This window comes from Dickeya zeae NCPPB 2538, assembly GCF_000406165.1.
Lineage (GTDB): Bacteria > Pseudomonadota > Gammaproteobacteria > Enterobacterales > Enterobacteriaceae > Dickeya > Dickeya zeae.
The window spans coordinates 209,793-223,223 of the sequence record NZ_CM001977.1 but is presented as its reverse complement, the minus strand read 5'-3'; the positions used below and the strand labels follow the sequence as shown (position 1 = coordinate 223,223).

At 55.3% G+C, this 13,431-nt stretch carries 10 protein-coding genes; 5 read left to right on the top strand and 5 right to left on the bottom strand.

From position 1 onward, the window contains the following. Positions 1-20 precede the first annotated feature (20 nt). A complete protein-coding gene (argE, locus tag DZE2538_RS01025; protein WP_019844089.1) occupies positions 21-1,172 on the top strand; it encodes an acetylornithine deacetylase in 1,152 nt (383 codons plus the stop codon). A gap of 390 nt (positions 1,173-1,562) precedes the next feature. Further along, positions 1,563-4,202 carry a phosphoenolpyruvate carboxylase gene (gene ppc / locus DZE2538_RS01020; RefSeq protein ID WP_038915371.1) on the top strand — a complete coding sequence of 880 codons (2,640 nt, stop codon included), beginning with the start codon at positions 1,563-1,565 and terminating at the stop codon, positions 4,200-4,202. A 63-nt stretch (positions 4,203-4,265) separates the two neighbouring features. Here ppc and DZE2538_RS01015 read toward each other — a convergent pair whose 3' ends face one another. Then, positions 4,266-5,048 (bottom strand): tyrosine-protein phosphatase, encoded by a 783-nt coding sequence (locus tag DZE2538_RS01015; protein ID WP_038915370.1) that lies wholly within the window; start codon positions 5,046-5,048, stop codon positions 4,266-4,268. A 261-nt stretch (positions 5,049-5,309) separates the two neighbouring features. After that, positions 5,310-6,071 (bottom strand): uridine phosphorylase, encoded by a 762-nt coding sequence (udp, locus tag DZE2538_RS01010; protein WP_038915369.1) that lies wholly within the window; start codon positions 6,069-6,071, stop codon positions 5,310-5,312. Positions 6,072-6,371: 300 nt separating this feature from the next. Here udp and DZE2538_RS01005 point away from each other — a divergent pair, with 300 nt between their 5' ends. Together DZE2538_RS01005 and DZE2538_RS01000 are read left to right on the top strand one after the other, a co-directional pair. Further along, entirely contained in the window at positions 6,372-7,199 is an 828-nt protein-coding gene (locus DZE2538_RS01005; RefSeq protein ID WP_016943442.1) for a dienelactone hydrolase family protein, read from the top strand. Between the two features lie 215 nt (positions 7,200-7,414). Continuing rightward, a complete protein-coding gene (locus tag DZE2538_RS01000) occupies positions 7,415-8,218 on the top strand; it encodes a hypothetical protein (protein ID WP_152486110.1) in 804 nt (267 codons plus the stop codon). Between the two features lie 148 nt (positions 8,219-8,366). Here the strand turns inward: DZE2538_RS01000 and metE are convergent, their stop codons facing one another. Beyond that, complete coding sequence (metE, locus tag DZE2538_RS00995; RefSeq protein ID WP_038915367.1) at positions 8,367-10,634, bottom strand: 5-methyltetrahydropteroyltriglutamate--homocysteine S-methyltransferase; 2,268 nt, start codon at positions 10,632-10,634, stop codon at positions 8,367-8,369. A gap of 104 nt (positions 10,635-10,738) precedes the next feature. Between metE and metR the strand changes: the two genes are divergently transcribed. Continuing rightward, positions 10,739-11,677 carry an HTH-type transcriptional regulator MetR gene (gene metR, locus DZE2538_RS00990; RefSeq protein WP_019844095.1) on the top strand — a complete coding sequence of 313 codons (939 nt, stop codon included), beginning with the start codon at positions 10,739-10,741 and terminating at the stop codon, positions 11,675-11,677. On the opposite strand, the gene DZE2538_RS00985 is transcribed toward metR, so the two are convergent. Both DZE2538_RS00985 and pagP read right to left on the bottom strand, forming a co-directional pair. Then, positions 11,580-12,479, bottom strand: coding sequence for a carboxylate/amino acid/amine transporter (locus DZE2538_RS00985; protein WP_023638654.1), 900 nt, complete (start codon positions 12,477-12,479; stop codon positions 11,580-11,582). The genes metR and DZE2538_RS00985 overlap by 98 nt on opposite strands. Before the next feature lie 110 nt (positions 12,480-12,589). Next, positions 12,590-13,231 (bottom strand): lipid IV(A) palmitoyltransferase PagP, encoded by a 642-nt coding sequence (pagP, locus tag DZE2538_RS00980; protein ID WP_080638932.1) that lies wholly within the window; start codon positions 13,229-13,231, stop codon positions 12,590-12,592. Positions 13,232-13,431: the final 200 nt, after the last annotated feature.

Here is a 13,431-nt window from a genome sequence, read left to right as displayed (position 1 = left end):
TAACCCAGAGGCTGTCAACAGTGAAGATGAATTTACCCCCTTTTATGGAGCTCTACCGGGCATTGATCGCCACTCCGTCCATCAGCGCCACCGAGCGCGCACTGGATCAAAGCAATGAGACCTTAATCAATCTGTTGGCGGGATGGTTTAGCGATCTGGGTTTTCATGTCGATGTGCAGCCGGTTCCCGGTACGTTTAATAAATTCAATTTGTTGGCCCGTCTGGGTGAAGGTAACGGCGGGCTGCTGCTGGCCGGTCACACCGACACGGTGCCGTTCGACGACGGACGCTGGACGCGCGACCCTTTTACCCTCACTGAGCACGACAATAAGCTCTACGGGCTCGGCACCGCCGACATGAAAGGCTTTTTCGCTTTTATTCTTGATGCGCTGCGCGATGTGGATGCCAGTAAGCTGACCAAGCCGCTGTACATTCTGGCCACCGCAGATGAAGAAACGACGATGGCGGGTGCCAAATACTTCTCCGAGTCGACCGGTATCCGCCCGGATTGCGCGATTATCGGCGAACCGACCTCGCTGCAACCGGTACGCGCCCACAAAGGCCACATGTCGAATGTCGTTCGCATTCAAGGCCAGTCCGGTCATTCCAGCGACCCGTCACGTGGCGTCAATGCCATCGAACTGATGCACGAGGCTATCTCTGAACTGATGGGGCTGCGCAACACGCTCAAAGATCGCTATCACAACCCGGCATTCCACATTCCTTACCCGACCATGAATTTCGGCCATATTCATGGCGGCGACGCCGCTAACCGTATTTGCGCCTGCTGTGATCTGCACATGGATATCCGCCCGTTACCGGGTATGACGCTCAGCGATCTCAACGGCTTGTTGAGCGAAGCCCTGGCACCGGTCAGTGAGCGCTGGCCGGGCCGACTGACCATCAGCGAACTGCACCCGCCGATTCCCGGCTATGAATGCCCGGCGGACCATCAACTGGCACAGGTGGTGGAAAAACTGGTGGGGCAACCGACCGATGTGGTGAATTACTGTACCGAAGCGCCATTCATTCAGGAGCTGTGCCCGACGCTGGTGCTTGGCCCCGGCTCTATCAATCAGGCACATCAGCCAGATGAATTTATCGATATGTCGTTCATCAAACCCACTCGCACCCTGATTACCCAGTTAGTGCACCACTTCTGCCAGCACTGATTTCGCCAGCCGATTTCACGTACTGCGTATTTTCATCACTTGCCCGGCCTTGAGTGCCGGGCAATCTCCTGACAGCAACGGACAGACAGCCAAACCGTTAGTCTCAGCACCGCAGTCCCTCGTCGTTTCTGCCTTGTTATTGCCGTTTTATCGTCCAATGACTCGCCGCCTGCTTGCTTTCTCCAGCGCCATAAGATAAGTGTCACTTATCAGCAAGCTTTTGTAATTAAATTTCACAAATTGCCTTTGTACCGGTTAAACGGGTACAACTGTAGTGATTAAAAGACGTTCATTGACGAACAATCGCGAACATGGCTAGATAAAAGACAGTAACCACACAATCATTGTGTGTAATAAATTTACAAAATCATGAGGTGGGTCAGGGTAACTATGAATGAACAATATTCCGCCATGCGGAGCAATGTCAGCATGCTGGGTAAATTGCTCGGCGATACCATCAAGGATGCGCTGGGTGCCAATATCCTTGAGCGGGTTGAAACCATCCGCAAGCTATCCAAAGCGTCGCGGGCGGGGAGTGAAACACACCGTCAGGAGCTGTTAACCACGCTGCAAAACCTGTCCAACGAGGAACTGTTGCCGGTCGCCCGTGCGTTCAGCCAGTTCCTTAACCTGACCAACACCGCCGAGCAGTACCACAGTATTTCTCCGCACGGCGAAGCGGCCAGTAACCCGGAAGCACTGGCGACGGTGTTTCGCAACCTGAAAAGCCGCGACAACCTGAGCGACAAAGACATCCGCAATGCGGTGGAATCGCTCTCTATCGAGCTGGTTCTGACCGCACACCCAACGGAAATTACCCGCCGCACGCTGATCCACAAGCTGGTAGAGGTCAATACCTGTCTCAAGCAGCTCGATCATAACGACCTGGCCGACTACGAACGCCATCAGATCATGCGCCGTCTGCGCCAGCTGATTGCCCAGTACTGGCATACCGATGAAATCCGTAAAATCCGCCCGACGCCGGTAGACGAGGCCAAGTGGGGCTTTGCGGTGGTGGAAAACAGCCTGTGGGAAGGGGTGCCTGCGTTCCTGCGTGAACTCGACGAACAGATGGACAAGGAGCTGGGCTACCGCCTGCCGGTAGATTCGGTGCCGGTGCGCTTTACGTCCTGGATGGGTGGCGACCGCGATGGCAACCCGAACGTGACCTCTGAAATCACCCGTCGTGTGCTGCTGTTAAGCCGCTGGAAAGCCGCCGACCTGTTCCTGCGGGATGTGCAGGTGCTGGTATCTGAACTGTCGATGACGACGTGCACGCCCAAACTGCAACAACTGGCTGGCGGCGACGAGGTGCAGGAACCTTATCGCGAATTGATGAAAAACTTGCGTGCGCAGTTAACCACCACGCTGGACTATCTGGACGCGCGCCTGAAGGGCGAACAACGGGTGCCGCCCAATGATCTGCTGGTCACCAACGACCAGCTATGGGAACCGCTTTACGCCTGTTACCAGTCGCTGCACGCCTGCGGCATGGGGATCATCGCCGATGGGCAATTGCTGGATACGCTGCGCCGGGTGCGCTGCTTTGGTGTGCCGCTGGTGCGCATCGACGTGCGTCAGGAAAGTACCCGTCACACCGACGCGCTGGCGGAAATCACCCGCTATCTGGGGCTGGGGGATTATGAAAGCTGGTCTGAATCCGACAAGCAGGCGTTCCTGATCCGCGAGCTGAACTCCAAGCGTCCGTTGCTGCCGCGGCAGTGGGAACCGAGTGCTGACACGCAAGAAGTGCTGGAAACCTGCCGAGTGATTGCCGAAACCCCACGCGACTCCATTGCCGCGTATGTTATCTCAATGGCGCGTACCCCGTCCGACGTGCTGGCGGTACATCTGTTGTTAAAAGAAGCCGGTTGCCCGTACTCATTGCCGGTCGCCCCGCTGTTCGAAACCCTGGACGACCTGAATAACGCCGACAGCGTGATGATCCAGTTGCTCAATATCGACTGGTATCGCGGCTTCATTCAGGGCAAACAGATGGTGATGATTGGTTATTCCGACTCAGCCAAAGACGCCGGGGTGATGGCGGCCTCCTGGGCGCAGTACCGCGCACAGGACGCACTGATCAAAACCTGCGAAAAATACGGTATCGCGCTGACCTTGTTCCACGGTCGCGGCGGCTCCATTGGCCGTGGCGGTGCACCGGCTCACGCCGCACTGCTCTCCCAACCGCCGGGCAGCCTGAAAGGTGGCCTGCGTGTGACCGAACAAGGCGAGATGATCCGCTTCAAGTTCGGTCTGCCGGAAGTCACCATCAGCAGTCTGTCGCTTTATACTTCCGCCATTCTGGAAGCCAACCTGCTGCCGCCACCGGAACCGAAGCCAGAGTGGCATCACATCATGGATGAGCTGTCGCGTATCTCCTGCGACATGTACCGTGGTTACGTGCGGGAAAATCCGGACTTCGTGCCCTACTTCCGCGCCGCCACGCCGGAACTTGAACTGGGCAAACTGCCGCTGGGGTCACGCCCGGCCAAACGTCGGCCGAACGGCGGTGTAGAAAGCCTGCGCGCTATTCCGTGGATTTTCGCCTGGACCCAGAACCGTTTGATGCTGCCCGCCTGGCTGGGTGCCGGTGCGGCGTTGCAAGATGTGATCGAAAAAGGGCATCAGAGCCAGTTGGAAACCATGTGCCGCGACTGGCCATTCTTCTCCACCCGTATCGGCATGCTGGAGATGGTATTTGCCAAGGCCGATCTGTGGCTGGCGGAATACTACGACCAGCGGCTGGTGGACGAAAAACTGTGGTCGTTGGGCAAACAGCTGCGTGAACAGTTGGAAAAAGACATCCAGGCGGTACTGACTATCTCCAACGACGACCATCTGATGGCCGACCTGCCGTGGATTGCCGAATCCATCGCGTTGCGTAACGTCTATACCGACCCACTCAACGTATTGCAGGCGGAATTGCTGCACCGTTCTCGCCAGCAAGACATGACGGACCCACAGGTAGAACAAGCGCTGATGGTCACCATCGCGGGCGTCGCAGCCGGGATGCGCAATACCGGCTAGTCGCCCCACACCAACACAAACCGGGAGCCATGCCTCCCGGTTTTGCACGAATAGTTGACCCATTCACGCCAGATATTTATCCCGCAGCGCATCACGCGCTGAGGCATCCAGACCGTAATCCTGCGCCAGCCAGTTATCCACTGACCCATGCTTCTCACGGATGGTGTGCAGCGCCGTCACCAGAAATTCTTCGCGGGCGGAAAGGACGAAATCAAACCGCTTTAGCGCTTTCTCACTCAGGCTGGACGCCAGGTCTTCCAACAACTGACGGCGAAACGGAATCAGCGTGGATTCGGTGACCAGATAATCTTCCATCACCGTTGGCTCATCCGCCCCCAGTGCGAACAGCACCAGCGCAGAACCAATACCGGTACGATCTTTGCCTACCGCACAATGTTGCACCAAGGCACCGTCATCCGGCTGGCGCAACAACGCTACCAGATGCTGATACGCCGGATTGCCAAACGGTAAACGGCGATACAGTTCCATCATGAACGCACGGGAATCGAACGCCTCGAGTTTTTCCGAGCCTAGCGTTTCCAGGCTGGCGGTGACCTCATGACGCAACGGATTAGCCGGTACCGGATGGTAACGCGCGCCAGACCACAAACGATCAGGCCGCAACGCCGCTTCGTCCTGATCACGGTAATCCACCACATGAGCCACCGGCACGCTGGCGAGATGGTCGATATCCCGCTCGCTCAGCATATCCAGCGCACCGGAACGAAACAGCCTGCCACGCTTGATCTGCCGCCCATCCGCCACGCGGATACCGCCCAAATCACGAAAATTGACGCCGCCATCAAGCGGCAGCAACGAGGGATGTAACAATGAGGATGAAGTCATACCTTTCCCTGTCGTTATCAAAAATGAATTATCAAGGGTTAGCTATCAAGGATCCGTTATCTGTGCTGAATGATTACGGTTACACCATCGTCGAACGACGGCGACTGACGGGTATTATCCGGCCTGACAATTAAATTAGCATGAAGGCCGACAAACCGATGAACAGCTCGTGGGGTCGGTGTGCAGAAAAACAAAAGGCGGTACGGGGACACGCTCGTACCGCCCTGCCGGGCTAGCGACCCGGTAATAACATCACAACGCTCAGGCGCTCAGCAATTTGCGAGCCGCCGACAACACCACACTGACGGACGCGTGTTCCGCTTTTTGCATCGTAGCGGTATCGGGGATTTCCTGCTGGGTGCGGTTGACGATCACTCCCGCGACCATCCCAGCACGCAGCCCTTGACTGGCACACATCGTCAGCAGCGTAGCGGATTCCATTTCATAGTTCAGCACGCCCATGCTCTGCCATTCCGCCATAGAACCTTGAAAACGCCGCACGACCCGACCGGAATAGGTATCGTAGCGTTCCTGGCCCGGATAGAAGGTATCTGAAGAGGCGGTAATGCCGACATGCAGTGTCGCCCCCGCTTCACGCGCCGATTCTGCCAGTGCACAGGTACAGGCAAAATCCGCCGCCGCCGGGAACTCCAGCGGTGCAAAGTGCAGGCTGGCACCGTCCAGACGCACCGCGGCGGTGGTGACCAACACATCACCCACAGCGATATGCGGCTGGATAGCGCCGGTCGTGCCGACACGCAGGAAGGTACGCACACCCAGTTGCGCCAGTTCTTCTACCGCAATCGAAGTAGAGGGGCCGCCAATACCGGTGGAGCAAACAATCACCGGTTTGCCTGCCAGTTCCGCACGCCAGGAGGTGAACTCCCGGTGTGACGCCAGAAAGACCGGGTTCTCCATCAAGCGGGCAATCTTTTCCACGCGAGCCGGGTCGCCGGGCACTATCGCCAGCGTGGCTCCTTGCAAATCCTGTCTTGTTAAACCGAGATGAAATACATCGGACATAAACGCCTCCCAGGCAAGCCGTCAGGTACAACACCATCTTAGCGCACAGATTGTCGCCGTTAAGTGAAGCACGTCGCTCATTGGAAAGTAACGAACATCTATTTACATTAATAACGTGATTTTAATCACAATTTAGACTGTAATCACCCGCTATTGCGCCACACAATGTGGCACAGCGTGTGGCACCGATTGCCCTATCTGGTTGCCGAAATTCGCAATACACTACAAAGTTCCTACACTTGCTTAACGCGGGTGCGACATGTCCCGCTGGCAGATTCCAGTCTTGATAAAGGAAAGGCAATGAAAACCGATGAGCTACTGACACTCAGAGAGACCACACGGGCATTTTCGCCAGCTGTCATGCCGCTGGCTTCTTCCGCCATTACCACCGATGCCGTCGGGCTGGTGGCCGGTGAAACCACGATACCTTCACAGGGTGATAATCTGCCGGCCTATCTTGCCAAACCCGAACAGGCCGACGGCCCCTTACCGATTGTACTGGTCGTGCAGGAAATCTTCGGTGTACATGAGCATATTCGTGATGTCTGTCGGCGGCTGGCTAAACAGGGCTATCTGGCCATCGCACCGGAACTCTATTTCCGGCAGGGCGACCCGCAGCAATACAGCGATATCCCTACATTACTGAGTGAACTGGTCAGCAAGGTGCCAGACAATCAGGTCTTATCTGACCTTGACCATACAGCACACTGGGCGGTACGCCAGGGTGGCGATGCCAAACGTCTGGCAATTACCGGTTTCTGCTGGGGTGGACGCATCAGTTGGTTGTACGCCGCACACAATCCGCAGTTAAAAGCCGCGGTTGCCTGGTACGGCAAGCTGGTGGCCGAAAAAACACTGACCTCGCCCCAACATCCGGTCGATGTCGCCAAAGATCTGAGCGCCCCGGTGCTTGGGCTATACGGCGGGCAGGATAAAGGTATTCCGCTAACACAGGTGGAAACCATGCGTCAGGCACTACGGGCAGTCAATGCAGATGCGGAAATCGTGGTTTATCCCGATGCCGATCACGCCTTCCATGCCGACTACCGTGCGACATACCATGAAGCCTCCGCCAAAGACGGCTGGCAACGTATGCTGGCGTGGTTCGCCCGCTACGGCGTGGTGTAAGCGCCAGATGGGCCGTAAAGCAGTGACACCTGCTTTACGGTTTACAACACGAGTCTTAATCTCACCGCTTTACCCTACAACCAACCACGAACAACGCACAGGAAAAACGGCGTATTCCATTAATCCCACCGCGCCATAAAACTGCTGGATTCGTATCTTTTTTCTACATGACGTACGACGTCTACGCCCTGTCAAATCCCAGAAAAGAGGTTACGATGATTGAGCTAAACGGCACACAGCTAAAGAAAATGTCAGGAGCCACCAACCGCTATGCTTTTGATAAAAAGATTACCGACGGCATGCCAGTAGGATACGGGCAGGCACGCTGTCACACCATCTCTTACGACACCATCGCCAATGCCATTGTGGATACCATCAATGAAATAAAACAACCCACGGTCAATAGAATGCTTGATGGCCTGCTCCTGGCAATATTCCCGCTGGCGAATCCGAATAATCATATCTACACAGGAATCTGGTCAAATAATTTGGAACTAGCCAAGGCCGCCTACGAAAACTATACCGCAGCACAAGTAGCGCTCGCAGCTATCAAAGCATTACTTTCCAGTCAGCCTGTTGACCTGCAAAAGGTAAAACAGCATGCAAATGAGCTGCTAAAAGCGCTCAACAACTCACCAGACAATTTACGCCTTGGGTATCAGACGACTAACGCATCCATTGGTAATGCAGTGGATATTGACACAAAATGGATTATGCCCAACACGCAACTTCAAAATGTCAAAATCCACTACATGGAAAATAACACTTGGAAATGGGAAATAGTTAAGAATCTTACCTGTACTTATATTTCCGGTATTGCCGGTTATCAATTAGGAAGATTGTTGTCGGATACCTACTCATGTAAAGGAATATCTCTTTATTCCAATGGCAATACACTGCAAACATCCAACAATCAAGGCCAGACTTCCGGCGTTATGGGCTCGTTACAGCAGGTCGTTCCTATTGTTGTTTCCAGTATCTACACCGCCAATGAATATGTCATTTTTCAAAGGTTTTGAATATCCTGAACAATTGTTCTGAGTAATAAAGCAATGTGTTCCACTTTTAAGCTGTGAAATCAAACACGGTGACGGTGATGATGAACCGGCTTCCTGCCTGTAGCACATCCTTACTTATCCGCTACTCATCATCACCGCTTTCGCTCACTTACTCGGCGGTTTCGCGCAGGCGCTTGGCTGCCTGCACCATGTTCGCCAGTGACTGACGGGTTTCCGGCCAGCCACGCGTTTTCAGGCCGCAGTCCGGGTTCACCCACAGGCGTTCTGCCGGAATACGCTGAGCCGCTTTACGCAGCAGGGCTTCAATCCATTCGACGCTCGGTACGTTCGGTGAATGAATGTCGTACACGCCTGGGCCGATTTCATTCGGGTACTCGAACTCTTCGAACGATTCCAGCAGTTCCATATCAGAACGCGAGGTTTCGATGGTGATCACGTCCGCATCCAGTGCCGCGATGGAATCCATAATGTCGTTGAATTCGCAGTAGCACATGTGGGTGTGAATCTGGGTATCGTCTTTCGCGACCGCCGCATTCAGGCGGAACGCATCGACAGCCCACTCCAGATACGCCGCCCAGTCGGAGCGATGCAACGGCAAGCCTTCACGCAGCGCCGGTTCGTCAATCTGGATGATGCCGATACCGGCCTGTTCCAGATCCGCCACCTCGTCGCGCAACGCCAGCGCAATCTGCTTAGCGATAGTTTCACGGCTGACGTCTTCACGCGGGAAGGACCAGCACAGAATCGTGACCGGGCCGGTCAGCATGCCTTTTACCGGCTTGCTGGTGAGCGATTGAGCGTACTTCGCCCACTCAACCGTGATCGGCTCAGGACGGCTGATGTCGCCAATCACCACCGGTGGTTTAACGCAACGGGAACCGTAACTCTGCACCCAGCCGTTCTGGGTGAACACGAAGCCATCCAGATGCTCGCCGAAGTACTCCACCATGTCGTTACGTTCAGCTTCGCCGTGCACCAGTACGTCCAGTTCCAGACGTTCCTGTTCCACAATCGCCTGTTTGATGTGCTCGGCAATGCCGATGCGGTAGTTCTGACTATCCAGACGACCCTGTTTGAAATCCAGACGCAGGCCACGGATTTCGGTGGTTTGCGGGAACGAACCGATGGTAGTGGTCGGCCAGTCTGGTAGCTGGAAACGCGCACGTTGCGCTTGTGCACGAACCGGATACGGGTTCTGACGCTGGCTGTCTTGTGCCGTGATCGCAGCCAGACGCTTCGCCACGTCTGGGTTATTCACACGGGTTGATGTCTGGCGGGCGCGGATCGGTGCACTATATGCCACCAGTTCGTCGCCATTGCCGCTGTTGAGCGCCCTGGTCAGCAACGCCAGTTCCTGACACTTCTGAATGGCAAAGGCGAACCAGCTCTTCACTTCCTCGTCCAGACGCGTTTCGACGCTGAGATCAATCGGGCTGTGCAACAAAGAGCAGGAACTACCCAGCCACAATGTACGCTTGCCCAGCAACGGTTGCAGACGCTCGAACCAGCTCGCCAGATCGGCACGCCACACATTACGACCGTTGATGACCCCCAGCGACAGTACCCAGTCGGCAGGCAACTGTGCATTGAGTGCGGCAGCATCGTCTTTGCCGTGAACCAGGTCGACATGCAGCCCCTGCACCGGCAGTGCCTTGATCACGTCCAGATTCTGGCCGATGCTGTCAAAATAGGTGGTCAGCAGTAACTTCACCTGACCTTGCAGCGCATCGTAAGCCGGTTTACATGCCGCTTTCCATTCAGCATCCAGTTCCAGCGCCAACACCGGCTCATCAATCTGCACCCATTCGATGTCGCGTTTAGCCAGCTCAGCCAGCACCTGCTGGTACACCGGCAATACCGCGCTCAACAGATCCAGACGATCGAAGGCTTCCCCTTTGACTTTCCCCAGCCACAGGTAAGTTACCGGACCCAGCAGCACGGGTTTCACCTTGTGGCCCAACGCTAATGCCTCGTCGACTTCATCCAGCAGTTGGGTCCAGGTCAGTTTGAACTGCTGGCCTTTGGTAAATTCCGGCACCATATAGTGATAGTTGGTGTTAAACCACTTGGTCATTTCGGCCGCCGCGGCCGGATTACCGGTCGGCGCACGGCCACGGCCGATACGGAACAGAGTATCCAGATTCACGGTGCCATCCGCATTCTGGTGACGGGCAGGTACGTTCCCCAGCAACAAACTGGTGGTCAGCACATGGTCGTACCAGGCAAAATCGCCCACTGGCAGCAATTCAACGCCAGCGTCTTTCTGTTGTTGCCAGTGACGGGCACGCAACTCACGGCCCACATTCAGCAGTTCTTCCTGCGTGCTGTTCCCTGCCCAATAGCTTTCCTGCGCTTTTTTCAGTTCACGACGCAGCCCGACACGCGGAAAACCGAGAGTGTGATTTAGAATTGCCATGCTTGAATCCCCATTTAGCCGTCCAGATGTTTACACATCCATAATCCGCAGGTAGTGTAGTCAGTACAAGCGCAATTTATTCACCGTCACTGTGAAGGACTCTCATGATCGAACTCAAACACTTACGGACACTACAGGCACTGCGCACCACGGGCTCGTTAGCTGCCGCTGCTGCACAGCTCCATCAGACGCAATCGGCCTTGTCGCATCAATTCAGCGATCTGGAACAACGGTTGGGGTTCCGTTTGTTCGTCCGTAAGAGCCAGCCGCTACGCTTTACGCCGCAGGGGGAAATTCTGCTGCAGCTGGCTGAGCAGATCCTGCCGCAGATTCAACAAGCGCTTCAGGCCTGCAACGAACCGCATCAAACCACCCTGCGACTGGCTATCGAATGCCACAGTTGTATCCAGTGGCTAACACCGGCGCTGGAACGCTTTCACCAGAGCTGGCCGCAAGTGGCCATGGACTTCAAATCCGGCGTCACCTTTGACCCACAACCCGCCCTGCAGCAAGGCGAGCTGGATTTGGTGATGACCTCTGACATTCTGCCGCGTAGCGGCCTGCACTATTCGCCGATGTTTGATTTTGAGGTACGACTGGTGCTATCGCCAGATCATCCGCTGGCGGCCAAGGCTGTCATCGTGCCTGATGATTTGGCGCAGGAAACGCTCATGATCTACCCGGTTCAACGCCAACGACTGGATGTGTGGCGTCACTTCCTGCAACCTGCCGGGGTCAGCCCGTCACTAAAAAGTGTGGACAATACCCTGCTGTTGATCCAAATGGTGGCGGCACGCATGGGTATCGCCGCACTACCGCACTGGGTGGTGGAGAGTTTTGAACGCCAGGGTCTGGTGGTCACCAAAACCCTGGGGGACGGCTTATGGAGCCGGCTCTACGCCGCCGTTCGCGATGGCGAGCAGCGTCAGCCGGTTATCGAAGCGTTTATTCGTTCTGCGCGCCAGCATGCTTGTGAACATCTGCCGTTTGTGCGGGACGCTTCACGACCCAACGCCGGTGCACCCACAAGGCCAGCGCAATAATCGCTGACCCGATAGCAAAGCTGGTCCAGTTCGGCGTTTTCTGCCAGAACGCGAAATTGACCAGCAACCCGGCCGGGACGTGAAAGTTATTCATAATACTCAACGTACCGGCATCCACCTGCGTTGCACCATAGTTCCACATAAAATAGCCCAGGCCCGACACCACCACGCCGAGAAACACCAATACCTCCCACTGTACCGGCGCGGTGGGCAGTTTGGTCACATTGCCAAACAACGCCCAGGCCACCAGTGTCACCAGCGCCGCACCAAGATAGAACCAGGAAAAGGCGCTGTGCTGCGGCATCGGATAAACTTCCATCAGCCGCTTATACCCCACTTGCCCCAAGGCAAAACAGATATTTGCCGCCTGAACCAGCAACAATCCCCACCAAAAATGCTCGCTGACGCCGTGGTAGTGGATCACCGCCGCGCCCAGTACCGCCAGCAACGCACTGAAGGCATACCCCCAACGCAAGCGGTGCCCGCTCAGCAAGTCGTAAATCAGCGTGACATACAGCGGCGTCATGACCGAAAACAGCAGAATCGTCGGTACATTCAGGTAAAGGTAACTACGGAACAGGAACAGGTACATGACGCCAAGCTGGAAAACCCCCACCAGCAAATACAACCCCAGGGCTTTAGCGGAATAACCGCGCCAACGCAGGAAAGGCAGGAAGACTAACGCCGCCAGCACCAGTCGGAACATGGCGGAAAACCAGCTATCAACCTGACCGGCCAGGTATTCGCCTATCAGGCTGAACGAAAACGACCAGATAATGGTGGTAATGATTAATAACGGCACGGCGTGACTCGCTCTATAACACGAAACAGATAACGCATTGTAGTCGAGTCAGGCGACTGAATTTCCCTCAATATGGTTTACATCAGAATAAAATATAACCATTCAACTACTCAGAATTGCCACCGTAGCCAGGCGAAAAATACGTTGCCGTTGTTATAGGTGCCGGGAATATAGGTAGCCTGAAAAGACAGCCGTTGATAGCTGACCGACGCCAGCGGCAAGAGCACTGGGATTGGAATATAGTGCCAGTTATCCCGCATGGTGGCACCTGCGGTAAACCCCAGCCCAAACTGAACATCCTGATTTTCCAGCGGCCGCCAGCGTTTTTCATATCCATAACCGCCAATCGGCTCCCACTTATTGAACGAGTCTTTAAACGCCATGACATACAAGGCATGCCAGTCGCCGTCGCTATCCAACCGCGATACGCCGTACCCTGCTCCCCAGGGGCGCTCGTTGTACTTATCAGTTTTCGCCCTGTCGTAAGTCCAGCGGTTATGCCAGGTGATGGCTGGTACATACAAGTCCTGAGACTGCGGGTGTTGCCAGGTCTCCGACAGGTTATTACTGGCGCGTTGCCAGAAGCTCGGGGTCGGATCATCCTGGGTAGTACTATCACTCTGAGGAGCACGATCGATCAGGCTCGTGCTATCGGTCAGGGTATTTTCAGCGGACAGAGCGTCAAACGTCGGAATCAAGAACAGAGCAGACAACGCGAAGAGGCGGCTGTGTGATATCAGTATTAATCGCATAAACAACATTCCCAAAAGTAAATCACCCACAACCCGCTCGGGTTGTGTGGCGCTGGCTTTCCACCGCACACCGTGGGCCAGACACTGATATACAATGATTCTTACCGGGTTAAATACCCCTAAAACGGAAATGCCCCGTTAATACAGGGTTTTTGAGAAGTTTCTTAGCGAAAACAGAGGGTAAACGGCAGTAAGGCGAG